Annotated in this window: 20 protein-coding genes; 15 read left to right on the top strand and 5 right to left on the bottom strand. The window is 36.6% G+C overall.

Annotation, left to right across the window (positions count from 1 at the left end; translation table 11 throughout):
• Positions 1 to 16: 16 nt before the first annotated feature.
• On the bottom strand, positions 17 to 1,267 hold the full coding sequence (locus FS608_RS14910) for a multidrug effflux MFS transporter (protein ID WP_144552297.1): 1,251 nt from the start codon (positions 1,265 to 1,267) through the stop codon (positions 17 to 19).
• Between the two features lie 144 nt (positions 1,268 to 1,411).
• On the opposite strand from FS608_RS14910, the gene FS608_RS14905 reads away from it, so the two are divergent.
• Positions 1,412 to 2,038: a DNA-3-methyladenine glycosylase gene (locus FS608_RS14905; protein WP_144552295.1), complete on the top strand. Its 627-nt coding sequence runs from the start codon at positions 1,412 to 1,414 to the stop codon at positions 2,036 to 2,038.
• 191 nt (positions 2,039 to 2,229) lie between these two features.
• On the opposite strand, the gene FS608_RS14900 is transcribed toward FS608_RS14905, so the two are convergent.
• A complete protein-coding gene (locus FS608_RS14900) occupies positions 2,230 to 2,865 on the bottom strand; it encodes a hypothetical protein (protein WP_222127356.1) in 636 nt (211 codons plus the stop codon).
• 390 nt (positions 2,866 to 3,255) lie between these two features.
• Between FS608_RS14900 and thrC the strand changes: the two genes are divergently transcribed.
• The 6 genes from thrC to FS608_RS14875 all read left to right on the top strand — a co-directional run bounded on the left by thrC (position 3,256) and on the right by FS608_RS14875 (position 7,978).
• Entirely contained in the window at positions 3,256 to 4,659 is a 1,404-nt protein-coding gene (gene thrC / locus FS608_RS14895) for a threonine synthase (RefSeq protein WP_144552291.1), read from the top strand.
• Between the two features lie 245 nt (positions 4,660 to 4,904).
• On the top strand, positions 4,905 to 5,345 hold the full coding sequence (gene phaQ / locus FS608_RS14890; protein WP_144552289.1) for a poly-beta-hydroxybutyrate-responsive repressor: 441 nt from the start codon (positions 4,905 to 4,907) through the stop codon (positions 5,343 to 5,345).
• Entirely contained in the window at positions 5,326 to 5,970 is a 645-nt protein-coding gene (locus FS608_RS14885) for a hypothetical protein (RefSeq protein WP_144552287.1), read from the top strand. The genes phaQ and FS608_RS14885 overlap by 20 nt, the downstream gene beginning before the upstream one ends.
• 200 nt (positions 5,971 to 6,170) lie before the next feature.
• Entirely contained in the window at positions 6,171 to 6,347 is a 177-nt protein-coding gene (sda, locus tag FS608_RS14880; RefSeq protein ID WP_144552285.1) for a sporulation histidine kinase inhibitor Sda, read from the top strand.
• Positions 6,348 to 6,470: 123 nt separating this feature from the next.
• On the top strand, positions 6,471 to 6,635 hold the full coding sequence (locus tag FS608_RS30300; RefSeq protein WP_186328741.1) for a hypothetical protein: 165 nt from the start codon (positions 6,471 to 6,473) through the stop codon (positions 6,633 to 6,635).
• Positions 6,636 to 7,057: 422 nt separating this feature from the next.
• On the top strand, positions 7,058 to 7,978 hold the full coding sequence (locus FS608_RS14875) for a patatin-like phospholipase family protein (protein ID WP_144552283.1): 921 nt from the start codon (positions 7,058 to 7,060) through the stop codon (positions 7,976 to 7,978).
• A gap of 52 nt (positions 7,979 to 8,030) precedes the next feature.
• Here FS608_RS14875 and FS608_RS14870 read toward each other — a convergent pair whose 3' ends face one another.
• Positions 8,031 to 8,585: a MerR family transcriptional regulator gene (locus FS608_RS14870; protein ID WP_144552281.1), complete on the bottom strand. Its 555-nt coding sequence runs from the start codon at positions 8,583 to 8,585 to the stop codon at positions 8,031 to 8,033.
• 374 nt (positions 8,586 to 8,959) lie between these two features.
• Here FS608_RS14870 and FS608_RS31910 point away from each other — a divergent pair, with 374 nt between their 5' ends.
• The 7 genes from FS608_RS31910 (at position 8,960) to glgA (ending at position 16,725) form a co-directional block, all read left to right on the top strand.
• The gene (locus FS608_RS31910) at positions 8,960 to 9,130 is read left to right on the top strand and encodes a YuzK family famiily protein (protein ID WP_483861890.1); all 171 of its coding nucleotides are present in this window, start codon (positions 8,960 to 8,962) and stop codon (positions 9,128 to 9,130) included.
• Between the two features lie 280 nt (positions 9,131 to 9,410).
• Entirely contained in the window at positions 9,411 to 10,559 is a 1,149-nt protein-coding gene (gene ftsZ / locus FS608_RS14865; protein WP_144552279.1) for a cell division protein FtsZ, read from the top strand.
• A gap of 264 nt (positions 10,560 to 10,823) precedes the next feature.
• On the top strand, positions 10,824 to 11,090 hold the full coding sequence (locus FS608_RS14860; protein ID WP_144552277.1) for a hypothetical protein: 267 nt from the start codon (positions 10,824 to 10,826) through the stop codon (positions 11,088 to 11,090).
• 128 nt (positions 11,091 to 11,218) lie between these two features.
• Positions 11,219 to 13,153 carry a 1,4-alpha-glucan branching enzyme gene (gene glgB / locus FS608_RS14855; protein ID WP_395947782.1) on the top strand — a complete coding sequence of 645 codons (1,935 nt, stop codon included), beginning with the start codon at positions 11,219 to 11,221 and terminating at the stop codon, positions 13,151 to 13,153.
• Positions 13,101 to 14,231 (top strand): glucose-1-phosphate adenylyltransferase, encoded by a 1,131-nt coding sequence (locus tag FS608_RS14850; RefSeq protein ID WP_144552273.1) that lies wholly within the window; start codon positions 13,101 to 13,103, stop codon positions 14,229 to 14,231. The genes glgB and FS608_RS14850 overlap by 53 nt, the downstream gene beginning before the upstream one ends.
• A 43-nt stretch (positions 14,232 to 14,274) precedes the next feature.
• Entirely contained in the window at positions 14,275 to 15,279 is a 1,005-nt protein-coding gene (locus tag FS608_RS14845) for a GlgC family sugar phosphate nucleotidyltransferase (RefSeq protein WP_395947781.1), read from the top strand.
• A gap of 6 nt (positions 15,280 to 15,285) precedes the next feature.
• On the top strand, positions 15,286 to 16,725 hold the full coding sequence (gene glgA / locus FS608_RS14840; protein WP_144552268.1) for a glycogen synthase GlgA: 1,440 nt from the start codon (positions 15,286 to 15,288) through the stop codon (positions 16,723 to 16,725).
• A 59-nt stretch (positions 16,726 to 16,784) separates the two neighbouring features.
• Here the strand turns inward: glgA and FS608_RS14835 are convergent, their stop codons facing one another.
• Together FS608_RS14835 and FS608_RS14830 are read right to left on the bottom strand one after the other, a co-directional pair.
• A complete protein-coding gene (locus FS608_RS14835; RefSeq protein WP_144552266.1) occupies positions 16,785 to 17,348 on the bottom strand; it encodes a cysteine dioxygenase in 564 nt (187 codons plus the stop codon).
• Positions 17,349 to 17,360: 12 nt separating this feature from the next.
• Positions 17,361 to 18,287 carry a DMT family transporter gene (locus FS608_RS14830; protein WP_260871693.1) on the bottom strand — a complete coding sequence of 309 codons (927 nt, stop codon included), beginning with the start codon at positions 18,285 to 18,287 and terminating at the stop codon, positions 17,361 to 17,363.
• Positions 18,288 to 18,472: 185 nt separating this feature from the next.
• Here FS608_RS14830 and FS608_RS14825 point away from each other — a divergent pair, with 185 nt between their 5' ends.
• A complete protein-coding gene (locus tag FS608_RS14825) occupies positions 18,473 to 19,270 on the top strand; it encodes a DUF2935 domain-containing protein (protein WP_144552264.1) in 798 nt (265 codons plus the stop codon).
• The last annotated feature ends 30 nt before the right edge of the window (positions 19,271 to 19,300 follow it).

Here is a 19,300-nt window from a genome sequence, read left to right as displayed (position 1 = left end):
AATATTAAAACTCTATCTAAATTGTTAATGAATTTCTTTTGGGTTTTTCTTCATGTCGTGGTTTCAGGAAAATGTAAATCAGGACAGACCCAAAACTTACCATAGCCATTACAATTCCCATAGATAGTGCTGGGTCATTTCCTAAACCAGTTAGAGGAGCCGTACTTCCCCCAAAAACGAACGATAATACTCCAAGTAATGCTGCTGCACTTCCAGCTGACCTGCCCTGATTTTGCATGGCTATTGAAGATCCTGAAGTACTTACCATCCCTACACTTGAAACAACAAAGAATAATGGCAGCAAGATTACGTACAGGCCTGCATGAAGTAAAATCATAATCAATAACATAATAGAACCAGCGAAAGCAATGCTTATGCCCACAACAAAAAGTTTTTTCTCACTGACTTGCCCAGCTAATCTGCCAGTAATTTGACTGGAAATAATAATTCCAATACCGTTGATGGCAAATATCAGACTAAAAAACTGTGGAGAGGCACCATAAACATTTTGTAAAACGAAAGGCGAGCCCGATATATAAGCGAACATGGCCGCAAAAATTAACCCTTGTGATAATGCATATCCGATGAAACTTCGATCTAATAGAAGGTTTTTAAATGTTGTCAATGTATGATAAATGCCTCCCTTCGACCTTGATTCAGAAGGTAGTGTTTCAGGCAAACCGAACAGTACAATGAAGAACATACTTAAACCTATTAAACTTAAAACTAAAAATATACCTTGCCATGGAGCCATCCGTAAAAGCTGACCGCCTACTATAGGTGCAAGAATTGGAGCAACACCATTGACCAATGCTATCAGGGAGAAAAATTTAGTTAACTCTGAACCTGAGTATAGATCTCTTACAATGGCACGGGCAATAACAATTCCAGCAGCCCCGGCAAAACCCTGAATAAATCTCAAAATTATCAAAAACCAGATAGATTGACTAAAAGCACATAATAGAGAGGCGATCGTATAAATTATTAATCCAATGAGGAGGGGTTTCATGCGCCCGCGTACATCGCTGAGTGGTCCTGAAACTAATTGCCCTAGAGAAAGACCGAGTAGGAAAAAGGTAAGGCTGAGTTGCACAAGGGAAGTAGTGGTGTGAAGCTCTTTAGCGATATGTGGAAGTGCAGGTAAATACATGTCAATGGATAATGGGCCAAAAGCAGCTAAAGTTCCCAAAATCATGGCCAGCCTTACTCTTTTTGAACGTAACGATGAACTCTTTGTCCTTTCTATATCCCCGAATGAATCATTCATAAATCAATTTCTTCCTTTCTAAAATCATAAATATTGATTAAAATAGAAAAACCTTAGTTAGATTAAATGTTAATAATAAACAATTTTTCATAAACATTCAAATATTTTCTTGGAAGAAAATTAATGAAATGGAGGGCATAGAACGTGGTAGAATTTACAAAAGATTTAAAACCATTACCCGAGGATTTTTATGATCAGCCCACCCTTGAACTAGCAAAGGCATTGCTCGGATGCCTGCTTGTAAAAGAAACGAATGAGGGAGTGTCGGCAGGATATATTGTTGAAACAGAGGCATACATAGGTCCTGGCGATAGGGCTGCACACAGCTACAATAACAGGAGGACGCGAAGAACAGAGGTGATGTTCCAACGTTCAGGACTTGTTTATACTTATTTAATGCATACACACTGCCTTTTCAATGTGGTCAGTGGTGGTGAAGAACATCCTGAAGCCGTTTTAGTCCGCGCACTTGAACCTACGTACGGCCTCGAATTAATGAAAAAGAGAAGAGGTAAGGAAGATTTGCCAAGTCTGACAAATGGACCTGGCAAATTGACAAAATCATTGGGTATTACCGTGGAGGATTATGGTCATCCCCTCACTCTTCCGCCATTATTTATTGCCAAAGGGATTCGTCCAGAAAGTATTTCTGCCGGAAAAAGAATTGGAATTGACAAAACTGGTGAAGCGCGTGATTATCCATGGCGTTTTTGGATTACGAATAATCCATTTGTTTCAAGGCATCAAAAATCTGATTATGTAATTGTTTGAAAAGTAAAAAGGACTTAACTCATTGGTTAAGTCCCTATTATAAATGGATTCGTTTAGTTTTCCTTAGTAAGTATCAGGCTTGCAGCCAATATTTCATTCCTTTCCTAAAGTGTATTCTATCGAAAAGGATTATCCATTTAATCCTTTGATTCGATTTTACTAATATGAAATTTTTAAAATAACGCTCCAAATCAACCTCCCCTCATGATTAAAATGGTTTGGTTCTGATCACCTGGACCGATAAAATCTAATGCGGCAGGAGAAAATACTATAACTTTTCTTTTAACGGCCTCCAAAGGAATTCGGACTGGCTCAAAAACTTTAGAAGCACGGAAAGCGTGTTCTCCGATGCTTATTCGCTTTTTCACCCTCCTTACGAAGGCAATCTTAGTTTTCTGGTCAATTGTGTTCATAGAGACATGGTCTTTCACTTTTTTATCTGATAGTGATGGTTCTTTCTCGGTTTGGAAAACTTCTACTTCCATCGATGCTACTATTCCGATTTCACGGTTATTTACCACTAAAATGAAGTCGTAACCAGTTTTGGTTTTCTTTTGGAGAATTTCAACTTCTTCTGTAATTAACGTGACGAATTCTTCGGGTTGTTTTGTGTGTGAGTCTTGAGAGTTTTCTTTTTCCTTAATGACACGATAAGCTGCTTTTGCGCCAATTCCTTCATCTGTAAAGTCAAAAGGTTGGATACTCTGTGTGCGTACAAGGTATACATCATTAACCTTTTCTTTGCTATTTAATTGGACACATAAAGCAACATCTTCTTTCACCGCCTTTCCCTCACCGTTCGAGAGAATAGGGACATTCATTTTCATTCCTGGAAATTGGACGAAGATGTAGCTGAAGTTTTTCTGGGGCTGCACATCTGAAAGTCTCATAAACTCACAACCTTTCCGATTTGTACAAGTTTTTTTCCTTGTAGTTGTATAATTCAATATCATTCTTCTCAATCCTTTATGAGTATGTAGAGTTTTCATCGTCACTTTCTTATGAAATACGAGGGTTCCCCCTATTTGTTGAGTAATTATGAGGAAATCTACTATCGAAACATGTAAATAATATAAAAACGCTTACAAAAACGACAATTTATAGACTATTCGCTCAATTATGTTACAATAAATTTTATATATTAAAGCACCAAAAATATTATAGGAATCTCTAGCTTCAAAATAAATCTTATAACTTATATAACATGGAGGAAAATTATGAACTTTGTTAGTACACGCGGAAGCGTAAATAAAATTGGCTTTATTGATACAGTCTTAATGGGATTGGCAAACGATGGGGGATTATTAGTTCCAGAGAAAATCCCACAAATTCCTGCAGAGAAGTTAGAGGCAATGTCCAATCTTACTTATCAAGAATTAGCTTATGAAATCTTTTCCTATTATGTTGATAGTGAAATTCCAAAAAATGAGTTAAAGGAATTAATAAAGAAAAGCTATGCTACCTTCCGCCACCCAGAGGTAACACCGGTACAAAAGCTGAAGGATAATATGTATGTATTAGAACTTTTCCATGGCCCTACCTTTGCTTTTAAAGATATTGCTCTGCAATTCTTAGGAAACCTATATTCCTATGTTTCAAAGAAAACTGGTGAAACGATTCATATTCTTGGTGCAACTTCGGGAGATACGGGGGCATCAGCTATTGAAGGCGTGAGAGGAAAAGAAGGCATTCGCATTTGTATTTTACATCCCCACGGTAAAGTAAGTAAGGTGCAAGAATTACAAATGACGACAATTGATGACCAAAGTGTATTGAATTTGGCTATAAAAGGAACGTTTGATGATGGTCAAAGAATCATCAAGGAATTGTTTGCAGATGTAGAGCTAAAAAATAAATATCATCTGCGTGCCATTAATTCCATCAACTTTGTTCGTATTTTAGCGCAGACAGTTTATTATTTCTATGCTTATTTCAAAGTGACAAAAGAAAACAAAGTAAAGAATGTTAATTTCAGTGTGCCAACAGGTAATTTCGGAGATATCTTTGCTGGATACCTTGCAAAGAAAATGGGACTTCCTGTAGGTAAACTAATCGTTGCAACAAATGAGAATAACATTTTAGAAGGTTTTATCCGTGATGGCGTGTACCAGCCTGGTGAATTCCGCAGTACCTATAGCCCTTCGATGGATATCCAGGTTGCAAGCAATTTTGAACGTTACCTATACTACTTGCTTAAAGAAGATCCAAAAGCAGTGTCTGCTGTAATGGAGAAATTCAAGTCAGAAGGAAAAATCGTTGTGAACCAGGAACAACTTCACCGGGTACAAGAAGATTTTGCGGCTCATGGTGTTGAAGGGGAGGAGTGCCTGCAAACCATCAGCGAGTACTATGTTGAAACAAATTATTTATTAGATCCACATACTGCTTGTGGGGTTGCTGCCTATGAAAGATGTAATGATTCTAGTGAGGTTTGTATCACACTTGCAACCGCTCATCCTGCAAAATTTAATGAGTCCATCGAACGTTGCGGTATTAAACAGCCATTCCCTGAGCAAATAAATCAATTGTTTAATAAACCACAGCATCTCAAAGTGGTTGAGGCGGATAAAGATGAAATAACTCGTCAATTAGAAACGCTTTTTCATTTTTCAGCTAAATAAATTCTTTTTATTTTAGTATAAAGAGCAACTATCCCATACTTGTGGTAGTTGCTTTTTTCTATCTTAAAATATTAGATCTGCAGTTACTAATAGACCAATATTAATGTTCCTCTGTCTTCCATTTATAATTGACCCTTTAATTTTATAAATATTATAAACATTATTTATTTTTGTTTTTTTGATATTGACGAAAACTGACCCATATGTGTAAAATACACCTATAGTAATTTTATTGAGGTGTAGTCATGACAAATAACAATAATGAAAAAAATGTTACTCCATCTAAGCACTTTATCCTTCCATTTATATTATTGCTTCTTAGCAGGATGTCACTTCATGGCTATGAACTAATTCAAAAGCTTCAAACTCTCGGTTTTCACACTCTTGACCAAGGAAACTTGTATCGTTTATTGAGACAGCTAGAGAAAGACAATCTTGTGCAATCAGAGTGGCATACAAATGAAAGTGGTCCTGCCAAACGATGTTATTCAATAACTGATACTGGTAAAGGGTTTTTAAAGGGCCATGCAATACAACTTGAGCAATACCAATCCATGCTCGATAAATTTTTCAACATGTACTTTAGTTTTCTTGAGCTCTGCCTTCCTCCATTTCATATGGAGGATAAAATAGAGAAATTAACGAAACAAATGAGGAGGAACGACGATGAGCCAAAAGGTGATTGATCAAAAAGAAGAAGTCCTAAAAAAGGAAGTTAAAAAAGGAGAGGTTAAAAAAGTGGAAGTTTCAAAAGTGGTAGTTCCAAAAGTAGAGAAGCAAAACGAAACAAACTATGTTACCGATTCATTTATTAATATTTTTTGGGGTCAATTTGAAGCTGCAGTTTCTCGTACAAGAGAACTTAGAGAACAACAGCAAGAACTTTACTTAAATGCTATAAAAGAAACAACCAAGTTCAATGGAGTGTACCGCAATACTTTAAAGGGTCTTTTTGAACAAGTTACAACAATAAATAGCGATTTGCGTAAAGGGATATTCCAATACAATGTTATTAAAGGAAATGAATCCACTGAAGTAATGACTGAATCTTTAAATAGTCAAGTAAGTGAAGTAGCTAGTAAATTAGAGGAGCTTTATTTAACTCCAATTAACTCAGCTTTTGATTTAATTGAAAGTACAGAGAAGCGTTTTGAACAAAATAGCGAGGCATTCATCGAATCTACAAATGAAGCACTTAATGCTTGGGAATCTGTCACAGACAACTATTTAAAACAAGCTAGAGAAACTCATGAAAATATTGCACATAGATTGGAAGATAGCGTGCGTGGACTTGTTGCTCCAATTAAATAAGGTACATATTTAAAAGAAAAAACATTCTTTATCGGATGAGCCCTTCTTTGTTAATAGATGCCCTAAAAATCGCACAAAAAAGCAGCTTTACCTTCAAGGCAAGCTGCTTTTTTTTAATAATAATGATTTTACAACTGAGTATTCCAACTTCATATTATTACTTGAAAGTAGGTAATTGAGTAAAGTGGAGTGAGACAAGTATGCATAACCTTAGCACTGAACAATTGCTAGAAGCATTTGATTCTGCTATTAAGTTAAATCTTTGCAAAGACTTTGTTCTGCTATTGGCTAATGAGTTAAACACACGATTTATTAATGAATCATCACCCATAAATGATTATAGAAAAATTTTAAATAAGTATATTAATTCAAATTAAAATTTGAAATTAGTAAAATACTTTTTCTCGTAGATTAGTGGAATTTTTTTCAGTCATAGATTACTTGCACCATAAGAAGGTTCATTAGACTTTTTGATATCGATTTAAAGTGGAGGATTTTTTATGAATGAACAAGAAAAAACTATATTTATGAGTGAACAAGAAAAAACATTAATATATAAAACTTCAAGCATTTTAAGAAAAGATACCAGCATCATGAGACTAAACGATATTATTGAAGAACTTGTTCATGTTATAGAATCAAAAATAAAGACAGATCAAAAATAGGAATGAAGCAATGTTAGGTTTTAAAAGCCCATCCATTTATACATGGATGGGCATTCTTAATTGTCTAGGATATCAACAAAACGTTTTAAACATTCCAAAAAAACTTGTATTTTTATGAAACAGGTTCATTTTTTATCACGGTATACCAGCCAATGGAGATACGCTGCCAGGCTACTACTAATTTTCGAATAATAGCAAAGAATATTTGTAAGGAATGTACATTATTATGACATAGAAGTCCTATTTTACTATATAAAAAAGTGGTTGAGGTAGAAAGAAATGGTAAATATGACTTTCGACGTATATTCACAGTCAGTATACTATAAAGATACTATTACAGAGTATTAATGCCCATATGAACTTACTTATCAATGAAAAGGTAGAATAAACTATGTATTTATAAATCGTGAGGTGGAAAAAAGTTGAAGGCAGATGCTGTTTTTGAAGGTGGTGGAGCTAGGGGAATTGCTTTTATTGGAGCGATTCATGCGATGGAAGAGGAAAAAGTAGAATGGCAAAGATTGGCTGGAACATCAGCGGGAGCTATTATCGCTGCACTTTTGGCAAGCGGTTATAAAAGCTATGAAATTAGAGATCATATGAGTAAACTAGATTTTTCAAAGTTTCGAGGCAGGACGTATTTGAATCGAATTCCTATTTTCGGCTCCTTATTAGAACTAATGTTTCATCTTGGAATTTATAAAAACGATTATTTGGAAACATGGCTGGATTCGCTTCTTACAGAAAAAGGGATTAAAACATTTGCGGATCTTCCAAAAGATAAATTGAAGATAATTGCTTCTGATGTATCGAATGGGCAAATGCTTATTTTGCCAGATGATTTGGAACGCTATGGGATGACTCCTGCTGATTTAAAAATTTCAACCGCTGTTATGATGAGTGCTTCACTGCCATTTTTCTACCGTCCAGTTATTTGGAAATTAAAAGACCGAAAAAAATCCTATATTTTAGATGGCGGCTTACTTAGTAACTTCCCAATATGGATATTTGATACAGACAACCCCCGGTTTCCGACGTTCGGCTTCCGTTTTGTGAAAGAAAAAGTGAACATAGACGCCGTTATACCAACCCCGCTTCACCTTTTTAAAAATATCATTAAAACGATGATTCAAGCCCATGATTTACGATACTTGAACAAGGATGCGATTGAACGGACCATTCAAATTCCAACTGGTGACATCAATGCCACTGATTTTGAACTAGATAAGGATGAAATCGATTTTCTCTATATGTCGGGCTATACTTCCACAAAAGAATTTTTATCGAAGTGGGATTTTGAACAATATAAGATTAAAAGAATGCAAAGACTAAAGAATGAGTAGTAAAAATTTATGGTTGTAAATGAAGCCATGCTTAACCCAAGCACGGCTTTTCTCATCGCCACCATTGCCACCATTTCCTTTGTTCTGTAGCTGCGATTTGCTTTCTGGTTTCTTCATTAAATATTTTACTTCGTTCTTTCTCGAGTTGCTCCGTCCGTTCTACATACTTGAAAATTAGATTAATTTTCTCTTCTTGTTTAGCTTCCCGTACTGCCTTCTCCTTCAAAAGTTTGATTAATTCTACATTTATTTGCTCCAAATGTTCTATACGATCCAATAGCTCAATAGTGTCAGTTTTCTGCTCAAGCTCCCCATCATTAGTTGTCTGTAACGGCACCTCTTCTATAGGGGGTACCAGTTTATATCCTTCAGAGACCCATGTCATCACTGCTTCGGCAGATCGATCCATCGTCATACCCTCTTGGTTACAGAATTCGATTAACTTGCGTAGTGTAATAACATCTTTTTCAAAATATGTTCTATGTCCTCTATTATTGCGCTGAACTGGATACCCATGTCCTTCCAAGAGAGAGGCATACTTCCGTAATGTACTCGCATCAATTCCAAGCAATTCCTGTATGTCACTAGGTGAATATTTGGTCTTCATAACACTGCACCTCCAATTTAACACTTCTATAAATCACTGATAATTTCCTTTCATTAATTAGAAAATCAATCTTCTGTACTAGTTAGATGTTTTCTCTATTTGCAAGTCAATTCAGTCGCTGATAATCAGCAATGAGAATTTTAGGTTAAGCATTATATGGAAGGATATGGCTAAAAAGGTTAGGATGTCAGAGGTATATTCACGAGTTTGGATGACATTCTTTTATACAGCAAAATACACCGTTATTTCGACTTTGTGTGACCTAGGATATCAATGTTAAGATGAAAACTACGTTATAGAACAATTCGCCAAGTGAAAAAAACTGAAAGGAATGATTTTTTATCAATCATTTACAATTAAGTTATACGAGCGAAATGGAAAAAGCGATGCGTAGTGCTCATGGGGTAGGTTATGAAGACTACTGTAGACATCATACAGTGAGAATGAGAGTCGAACAACGCCGTAAAAAGGACTATATTAGGTGTCGTAGAATGACAGCAGATTTAGACAGACTTACTCATTATAATAATCGCTTAAAGGTATGAATGAAAAGGGAAACCAATGTGAATAAACCACACTGGTTTCCCTTTTTTTACTTTTAAGAACTGGCAGTTCTCGATATGGAAAGGTGTGTTTTTTTTACTATTTTTTAATCTGATAAATAGGTGTATCTTAACTAGACAATAAATTCATAGTTAAGTAGACTACAACTAAATCAAAATAGCCGCCTTTTTTTTCGATCAGGATAAAAATTTTGGTCTGCGATTATTGGAAAGCAACAGGAAAATATCCTGCCACCTAAATTACTATAGAGGAGAAATGAACATGTTAGAATTTGATACATCTATGGACCAACTCGCCACGATTAAAGTCATCGGTGTAGGCGGCGGGGGAAATAACGCCGTAAATCGTATGATCGACGAAGGCGTTGAGGGTGTAGAATTTATTTCCGTTAATACCGACGCACAAGCTCTTCATCAATCTAAAGCAGCCGTCACGATGCAAATCGGTACAGCATTGACAAGAGGTTTAGGAGCAGGAGCAAATCCGGAAATAGGCAGAAGAGCTGTGGAAGAAAGTAAACAGCAAATAAAGGAAGTGTTACAAGGCGCAGACATGGTTTTTGTTACAGCAGGAATGGGCGGTGGTACCGGGACGGGCGCAGCGCCTGCCATTGCAGAAATTGCCCGTAATCTTGGTGCCTTGACAATTGGGGTTGTAACACGTCCATTTAAATTCGAAGGGAAGAAGCGTGCGTCTAACGCAGAAAATGGAATTAGTGAAATGAGGGAAGCAGTAGACACTTTGATTATTATTCCCAATGATCGCTTATTAGAAATTGTAGATAAAAAAACTCCTATGATTGAAGCTTTCCGTGAGGCGGATAATGTACTCCGCCAGGGGGTTCAAGGAATTTCCGATTTAATTGCTGTACCAGGTTTAATCAATCTGGACTTTGCTGACGTGAAAACCGTTATGTCCCATAAGGGAACGGCGTTAATGGGAATTGGTATTGCAAAAGGTAATAATCGTGCTGTTGAGGCTGCAGAGAAAGCCTTAAATAGCCCGTTACTTGAAACTTCCATTAATGGGGCTCATGGTGTGATCATGAACATAACTGGGGGAAATAATTTAAGTCTTTTTGAAGTACAGGAGGCAGCTGATATCGTTGCTTCTGCTTCTCATGAAGAACTAAATATGATTTTTGGTTCTGTCATTAACGAAAACTTAGTGGAAGAAATTATTGTGACTGTTATTGCCACTGGCTTCACTGAGAAAGAGGAGCCAACAATACAAATGCCTACAAAGCCAATAGTGGAAGAGATACCGAATACATATCAAAGGGAGCAACGAGTACAACGTAATCCAATAAACCGTAACGAACCAGTGTATGATTATGACAGACACTCAGAACAGACAGAAGAATCTCTGGATATTCCATCGTTCTTGCGTAATCGAAAAAGACGATTTTGATAAAATTAAAATCCCCTACTAGATATTAATAGTCTATCTAGTAGGGGATTTTTTAGCAGGCAGTATTCCGAGATAAAATATTTGAAGTATATTGAAAGGGCCTTCTGGAGCTTGATCAGTACGAATTAATACTTCTGTACTATTTCTATAATTGAATCCATTGATTATTCGAATTTTTATGGCATTTACACCTACCGTACTAATGAAAGACCAACCTAGTATGTTATAATACTATCAAATTAAAAAGAGGTGGGAGTGAATGGTATGATTATTCGAAGCAAAGCGAATGTGGAGCAGTTTTGTGAGAGGTTTGGTGATTTGGGGAGCTGGGATGGTTCGAAACACTACATCACCATAGAAGATGAAGAAAACAACGGAGTCCTTACATTTATGCAATATCCTGATGGCACACTGACTGCTCATCGGAAATACCAAACGTATTGGGACATAAAGGAATTCCCAGTTGATACTAAAGATATTTGGAGATATAGAAAAGTATTAAATAATTATTTGAAAAATATCAATAATTAATATAGGCGACTCTGGTTTTTCGGAGTCGTTTTCACTTTTTAGTAACTCTATTTGTTATGCATTAAACAATTTATTTATGAAAAACTACAAGAGAGCCAACCGGCACAATGAAAGAAAGAGGTGAAAATGTGATTTTAACACATCCTACAGATTATGAAGTACACCTTTTTCATGAAGGAAATTTATACGAGAGCTACAAAGTATTTGGTGCACATCCTGAAACACAAAAAGGAGTAAAGGGTACTCGCTTCTCTGTTTGGGCTCCTCATGCTATTGAAGTGAAGGTTGTCGGAAACTTCAATAAATGGGATGGCAGTAATCATGGAATGACGAAGGTAAATAATGAAGGAATATGGTCAATATTTATTCCCGGCCAACTTGAAAATGAAATCTATAAGTATCAAATTGAAACAGCTGCTGGAAATAAGTTCTTAAAAGCAGATCCCTATGCCTTTTATTCAGAGCTCAGGCCGCACACAGCGTCTGTCATTTACAATATTGAAGGATATGATTGGAAGGATCAACAGTGGTTCAAAAATAAAAAAAAGAAAAGGGCTTACGAAGAACCTCTTGCTATTTACGAGGTTCATTTAGGTTCATGGAGAAAAAAGGTTGAAGAAAGATTTTATACATATAGAGAGTTAGCAGCTGAACTAATACCATACGTGCTTGAGCATCATTTTACACATATTGAAATTATGCCGCTCGTTGAACATCCGTATGATCGTTCTTGGGGGTATCAAGGAACAGGATACTATTCCCCGACAAGTCGATACGGCAGTCCACACGATTTAATGTACTTTATTGATCAATGCCATCAAAGCGGTATTGGAGTAATTCTTGATTGGGTTCCTGGACATTTTTGCAAAGATGCCCATGGTTTGTATATGTTTGATGGACGGCCTGCCTATGAATATAAAGATGTATTTGTACGGGAAAACAAGGTATGGGGAACAGCGAATTTTGATTTGGGGAAAGGTGAAGTAAAAAGCTTTTTAATTTCTAATGCCTTATTCTGGATGAAATACTATCACATCGATGGATTTCGAGTGGATGCAGTGGCCAATATGCTGTACTGGAATGCAGGGGGTATATCACAAAAAAATGAATACGCGGTATCCTTCTTACGAAAGCTGAATGAAGTGGTTTTTGAGAATGATCCGACATTCCTAATGATTGCAGAAGATTCGACAGATTGGCCGCTTGTGACAGGACCTGTCTATGAAGGTGGCTTAGGCTTTAACTATAAGTGGAATATGGGTTGGATGAACGATATTTTGAAGTATATAGAAGCGGAACCTCAGAACAGAAAGTATTTGCATGAAAAAGTAACCTTTTCCTTAATGTATGCGTATTCCGAAAACTTCATCTTACCATTCTCACATGATGAAGTTGTACACGGTAAAAAATCACTGTTAAATAAAATGCCAGGTGATTATTGGCGCAAATTTGCCCAACTTCGCTTATTATATGGGTATCTTATGACACACCCAGGTAAAAAACTCCTATTTATGGGCGGAGAGTTTGGTCAGTTTGCTGAATGGAAGGATTTAGAGGATTTAGATTGGGAGTTACACGATTATGAGATGCACCGTTTATTGCATGATTATTTTAAAGAATTGATGCACTTTTACAAACGTTCGAAAGCATTGTGGGAGCTGGACCACTCAAATGAAGGATTTGAGTGGATTGATGCTGATAATAAAGATCAAAGTATTTTTTCTTTTATTAGAAAAGGAAAAAAAGAAAGCGATCGTCTTATTATCGTTTGTAATTTTACAGAGGTCGTATATGAGAACTACAAAGTCGGGGTTCCATCCTACGCATATTACCATGAAATATTTAATAGTGATGCAGTTTCCTATGGTGGTTCTGGGCAATTAAATAAAAAGAAAATCAAATCAGTCAAAAAACCGTTTCACAACCAGCCAAGTCATCTAGAAATGACCATCCCGCCTTTTGGTATATCCATCTTACGACCAGTGAAAATAAGAAAGGGGAGTATAAGCAATGGGAAAGAAAAAACAGTGCGTAGCTATGCTGCTAGCAGGTGGTCAAGGTAGCCGATTAAGTGCACTAACAAGAAATAAAGCAAAGCCAGCTGTTTCTTTCGGAGGGAAATATCGAATTATTGATTTTCCATTAAGTAACTGTACAAATTCAGGAATTGATACAGTAGGAGTATTAACTCAATATCTGCCTCTTGTATTGCATACCTATATCGGTATAGGAAGCGCTTGGGATTTAGATCGTAATAATGGCGGGGTTACCGTCTTGCCTCCCTATTCAGAAACAGCAGGTCTTAGGTGGTATAAAGGTACTGCCAACGCGATTTATCAAAATTTAAATTATTTAAAACAATACAATCCAGAATACGTCCTCATTTTGTCAGGTGACCATATTTATAAAATGGATTATTCTAAAATGCTCGCGTATCATATTGAAAAGGAGGCAGATGTTTCCATCTCTGTCATTGAGGTACCTTGGGAGGAAGCGAGCCGTTTTGGGATTATGAATACAAATGTGGATTTAGATATTATTGAATTTGAGGAAAAACCGAAGGATCCAAAAAGTAACTTAGCATCGATGGGGATTTACATTTTTAAATGGCCGGTTTTAAGAACCTTTTTAGAAATGGATAATAAAAACCCTGAATCATCCAATGATTTTGGCAAGGATATTATTCCTCTATTACTGGAAGAAAAGAAAAAGGTCGTGGCTTATCCATTTAAGGGTTACTGGAAAGATGTTGGGACTGTAGGCAGCCTGTGGGAAGCCAATATGGATTTATTAAAAGAGGAAACGGACTTGGATCTTTATGACCGGACTTGGAGAATTTATTCTGTGAATCCAAATCAGCCTCCTCAATATATTGCTCCGACCGCTCACATTGAAGAGTCATTAATTAATGAGGGCTGTATTGTAGAAGGGACAATAAAGCATTCTGTTTTGTTCCAGGGCGTTACAGTTGAGGAAGGTAGTGTGATTCAAGATTCAGTAATCATGCCAAATGCTCATGTTGGAAAAAATGCGGTGATTGAACGCGCCATTATCGCTCCAGGAATGACAGTGGAGGACAACGCCGTTATTCGCCCATCAAAGAACAATGATGCCGTCATATTGTATGCGGATGAAGATTAGTTAAAAACCACAGAAAAGGAAGGGCGATTCTATGCCGTGTTCAATGCTTGGAATTATTAATGCAACGAATGAGTTTGACACGTTTAAAAAATTAACTGCTCATCGTTCTTTAGCATCTCTACCGTTTGCCGGTCGATATCGATTAGTCGATTTTATGTTATCAAATATGGTGAACTCGGGAATTACCAATGTGGCTATTTTCACTGGAAAAGAAGTTCGGTCGCTGATAGATCATTTAGGATCAGGCAAACAATGGGACTTGGACAGAAAGCGTGATGGTCTGTTTATCTTTTCCCCTGAGGGCACTTCCAGAATCGAGCGATTTGGTTCTTTTGCCCATTTTGCAAAAAATACTACGTATTTCTTACGCAGTAAGCAAAAATACGTAGTGATTACAAATTGCAATACAATCGGAACCATTGATTTTTGTAAAATATTAGATCACCATATTGAAACAGAAGCGGATATTACCGAGGTGTTTCATAATGGGCAATCGCTGCAAACATATATTCTGGACAAAAGTTTATTACTCTCTCTGTTTGAACAATACAAAAATCAAGGATATTACACGATTTTTGATGTTGTGCATGATAAACGCCATAAATTTAAAATTAATATGTATGAATGGGCTGGCTATATTACTATAATTGACTCTCTCCAAAGCTATTATCAAAATAGTTTGGATTTGCTGCAGCCAACCGTATGGAAGCAGGTTTTTACGAAGAATGAGCCAATCTTTACAAAGGTAAAAGATGAGCCGCCAACACAATATAAAAATGCCGCAAAGGTTACGAACTCCATGATCGCAAATGGATGTATTATTCAAGGCGAAGTAGAAAATAGTATTCTTTTCCGTTCGGTTAAAGTTGGAAAAGGAGCTGTGATTCGTAATTCTATTATTATGCAGAAGTGTCAAATAGGTGAGAATTGTATCCTAGATGGTGTAATATTGGATAAGGATGTCAAAATTGATAATGGTGTACAGCTGGTAGGAAGTAGAGAGACACCTTATCTAGTAGAAAAGGGAACAGTTCAAAAGGGGCGTTGAGAAAAAGTGAAAGTTTTATTTGCAGTATCCGAGTGTGTCCCGTTTGTCAAAACAGGAGGCCTTGCTGATGTAGCGGGTGCACTTCCTAAGGCGTTAAAAAAGTTAGGGACTGAAGTACGTGTTATTTTACCAAATTATAGTTTAATTCCTGAAAAACTTAAAAGTTTATTTCAATTTCAACAAGCGATAAATGTACAGGTAGGATTTCGCAGTCAATACTGCGGTATCCTTACTGCAGAACATGAAGGAATTACCTATCATCTAATTGATAACGAATATTATTTTTATCGTGATTCCTTATATGGGCATTATGATGATGGGGAGCGATTCTCTTTTTTCTCAAAGGCAGTTCTAGAGTGTATTCCACATCTGGATTTTATTCCTGATGTAATCCATTGTCATGACTGGCATACAGGAATGGTGAATTTTGTATTAGATGCCCATTATCGACATATTCCAATATATAAGGATATTAAAACAGTATTTACGATTCACAATTTACAATTTCAAGGGATTTTTCCATATGAGGTAATGAGTGAGCAGTTAGGTTTAGGGCATCAATATTTTAACAGTGAACAACTTGAGTTTTATGGAAATATTAGCTTTATGAAGGGCGGTATCATTGCATCTGATATTGTAACCACTGTCAGCCCAACCTATAAAGAGGAAATTCAAAATCCCTATTTTGGCGAAAGACTTGATGGACTTTTACGGAAATATCGTCATAAGTTAATCGGAATTGTAAATGGTATTGATGATACGGCCTATAATCCTAAAACAGACCGTGATATTGCGGTTCCTTTTGATCTCGATTCACTAGAAGGGAAAGTGGAAAATAAACAAGAATTGCAGCAATATTTTGGACTGCCTGAAAAAGAAAATACGCCAATCATTGCCATGGTCACACGCTTAACAAGTCAAAAAGGCTTAGACTTATTGCTCCATGTATTTCAAAGTATGATTCAGGAAGATATTCAATTCATTGTTCTTGGTTCTGGCGACCCTACATATGAAAACTTCTTAAAGCAAATGGTACATGAATATCCGGATAAAGTTAGAGTATACATAGGCTTTAATGAATCACTGGCACACCAAATTTATGCTGGAGCCGATTTATTCTTAATGCCTTCTCAGTTTGAACCTTGTGGATTAGGGCAGCTAATTGCCTTGCAGTACGGAACAATCCCTATTGTTAGAGAAACGGGCGGCCTAAATGATACAGTCCATTCTTATAATGAATTTACAGGTAATGGGAACGGCTTCACCTTTAGAAATTTTAACGCGCATGATATGCTCCATACCATTAAAAGAGCCATTTATTTTTATCATCAAAAAGAGAACTGGATTAACTTAGTACAAAAAGCAATGAGTCAAGATTACAGTTGGTTACAATCGGCTAAGGAATATAACGAAATTTATGAGGACTTACTGGCAGACTCAAAATAATATGAAACGAAAGGGAGACCAATGTAAATGAACATTGGTCTCCCTTTTTTCCTCAAAGGCTAATAGCTAACCTTCCTAAGTTGTATTTCCTTCACTTTCTGATATTGTTCATCTGGCCACCATGCTCCACAATCATCTGATACAACACATGCAGCACATTTTTGCAGGTCGTAGACCATCATTCCGGTGATGGGAGGGGAATACAGATGGAGAGTAACCATATCCGTATTATTGGAAGCTTTCATTTTATGGATGCCCTTTTTCGGGGCATAAAAATATTTTCCTTTATGATGGATTTCATGAAACAATTCGTTAGGCAGGCCATCTCCATTTACCTCAAAAACAGAATTAATGGAAGTGCCGGCAAGGACTTGTATCCAGCCGTGGGAATTTCCATGATCATGGGGGGCACACTCCAACTCTGACCAATTCATGGCAAGCAGTTCAACTTCTTCATTTTTAAAAAGTAGCTTCCGGTTGTACGGCTTTCCAGGAGATGGTTCTGGTAAGAGAGCAAGATCATCTAGTGTGAGACCCAGTTTTAGTAGAGCGGCTTTTAACTCGACTTTAGTTGGACTTTTTAAAGTCCCCAAAACATTCTGTAGCTTCATTGTCAAAGTCATAAAGCTGTCCTCCTACCGTCGTTTTTTCTTGAAGAGGTTGACCAACATAGGCATAAGCTGACCGTTAACAATAATCACTCCAATAATAATTATGATTCCCCCAGCAACACTTATGAGAAAAACTTTTTCATCTAGAAGCAATACCGCAGCAACCAATGTTGCGACAGGTTCCATATATAGAAACATTGAAACCTTTGAAGCCTCTAACACCTCAAGTGCTTTTCCCCAGTACCAATAAGCAATTCCCGAAACAAAAACCCCAAGAAACAACAAATGGGCCCACTCGGAATAGTTCAGAAGGGAAAGTGATTCCCAACCTTTATTTCTAATAATAAAAGGTGTGGTTAGAATCAAACCTATTAAACTCATATAAAACGTGATTAAGAGTGGAGAATATGGAATCTTTAAGCTTCTTAAAAGCACTGAATAAACCGCCAAATTTAACGTACTTAACATCATGAGAAGGAAGCCAATATTAATAGAAAACTGAAAGGATTGACCACTTCTGGTTGTAGTGACAATTAGGACCCCAGTGATCGCTAGAGCCATTCCAATTGCCTTGGATAAATTTAACCTTTCATGTAAAAAGAGAATGGAAAGGAAAACAGTAAAGATGGGTGAAAATGATATGAGCCAACCAGCAGAAGAAGCGTTAATCGTCAACAAAGCTGTCGCTTGAAGGATTTGATGAACAAATACCCCAAGGATGCCGAGGATCATTAAATGTGGGAAATATGTAAAGGAGACGAGTAACCGCTTACGCTGCAAAAGTAATAGCAAAAGCAAAAATAAGGATCCAATCCCAAACCGCACAACAAGTAACGAATATGGATCCAATTTACCTAGCACAGCCTTCGTCGATACAAAGGAAACTCCCCAAAAACTAATCGACATAGTCGCATACAACGAGGCCGTTAACTTCGATTTATAATAAGTCAAAACAAGAGCATCCCTTTCAGCAAAAAGGTAGTTACTTCATCATATGCTTGTCCTGTAAGAAGATGTTTATACTTTTTCTCAGCAAGCTTGTGTACCTTATTATTTTTCCCAGCTTTGTTCATAAGAAGCAGGATAGAAGAATAACATCAAAATAGTGCGTAGATTACTAAGTGGGAGGAATAAATATGAATGATATCTTTGAGAAAACAGCTAGATTTGAACACCGTTTCTGGCTCCAAATATTAGGTGATCATTCAAGGTTTATATACGAATCGTTATCCCCTAATCAAAAACAGGAAATTGAAACGGCATCAACATTTATTCGAGTATTTGACACTCTTCTGGAGCGTGCAAAATCCGAAGATCTAGGGGAATTAACCAAAGAAGCTGAATCCGAGGTAATAAAATTACGGGAATTTAAATTAGGTTTATTAAGAAATCATCTGATTGGAAAAATAAAAATTCACCTTTCACCTACTTTTATAAATCATATGATAAATGAATTAGAGGAGTATTTAAGAATTTTAGAACACTTAAAGGCTGGGCAAGTCCCACCTATATACCACGAGCTCCACCATCACCTATTGTGGTTATTGGATGCGGCGGGGCATGCAGAAGCAATTTCCACCAATTTAGATGGTGTAGAAAAGAAACTTAAAGAAAAAAGTAATTCATTTATGAAGAATTTTGAAAATTTCTACTTAAAATCCGTGGAACTTGCAGGGTATTTAAGAACCAATTTAGCTTCTTTCCCTGCTTTGGATAAAATGAACTTAGACAGCCAGTTAGAAATTAAGTTATTTCAAACCTTTCTACAGGAAATCGAAGAACTTAGACTAAGTAAGCAAGCATTAGGAATCTTTGCCCCTTTAATGGCGGATCATATGTACCGTGAAGAATGTTATTATCTTATGAAATTAGCAGAATCGGCAAAACTTGATCAACCAAACTGTGATCCTGCTAAACCTAGACTAAAAGAATGAAAACTAAGCAACCATAAAAGAGAGGGGATT

Source organism: Bacillus sp. X1(2014), assembly GCF_007678255.1.
Note: the sequence above shows the minus strand (reverse complement) of the source record. Positions and strands in the feature narration are given on the sequence as shown.

Bases quoted from the DNA above. Each gene is read 5' to 3' on its own strand.
- FS608_RS14910 (WP_144552297.1), bottom strand. From the start codon at position 1,267: ATGAATGATTCATTCGGGGATATAGAAAGGACAAAGAGTTCATCGTTA.
- FS608_RS14900 (WP_222127356.1), bottom strand. From the start codon at position 2,865: ATGAAAATGAATGTCCCTATTCTCTCGAACGGTGAGGGAAAGGCGGTG.
- thrC (WP_144552291.1), top strand. From the start codon at position 3,256: ATGAACTTTGTTAGTACACGCGGAAGCGTAAATAAAATTGGCTTTATT.
- phaQ (WP_144552289.1), top strand. From the start codon at position 4,905: ATGACAAATAACAATAATGAAAAAAATGTTACTCCATCTAAGCACTTT.
- FS608_RS14885 (WP_144552287.1), top strand. From the start codon at position 5,326: ATGAGCCAAAAGGTGATTGATCAAAAAGAAGAAGTCCTAAAAAAGGAA.
- sda (WP_144552285.1), top strand. From the start codon at position 6,171: ATGCATAACCTTAGCACTGAACAATTGCTAGAAGCATTTGATTCTGCT.
- FS608_RS30300 (WP_186328741.1), top strand. From the start codon at position 6,471: ATGAATGAACAAGAAAAAACTATATTTATGAGTGAACAAGAAAAAACA.
- FS608_RS14870 (WP_144552281.1), bottom strand. From the start codon at position 8,585: ATGAAGACCAAATATTCACCTAGTGACATACAGGAATTGCTTGGAATT.
- FS608_RS31910 (WP_483861890.1), top strand. From the start codon at position 8,960: ATGGAAAAAGCGATGCGTAGTGCTCATGGGGTAGGTTATGAAGACTAC.
- ftsZ (WP_144552279.1), top strand. From the start codon at position 9,411: ATGTTAGAATTTGATACATCTATGGACCAACTCGCCACGATTAAAGTC.
- FS608_RS14860 (WP_144552277.1), top strand. From the start codon at position 10,824: ATGATTATTCGAAGCAAAGCGAATGTGGAGCAGTTTTGTGAGAGGTTT.
- FS608_RS14850 (WP_144552273.1), top strand. From the start codon at position 13,101: ATGGGAAAGAAAAAACAGTGCGTAGCTATGCTGCTAGCAGGTGGTCAA.
- FS608_RS14845 (WP_395947781.1), top strand. From the start codon at position 14,275: ATGCTTGGAATTATTAATGCAACGAATGAGTTTGACACGTTTAAAAAA.
- FS608_RS14835 (WP_144552266.1), bottom strand. From the start codon at position 17,348: ATGACTTTGACAATGAAGCTACAGAATGTTTTGGGGACTTTAAAAAGT.
- FS608_RS14825 (WP_144552264.1), top strand. From the start codon at position 18,473: ATGAATGATATCTTTGAGAAAACAGCTAGATTTGAACACCGTTTCTGG.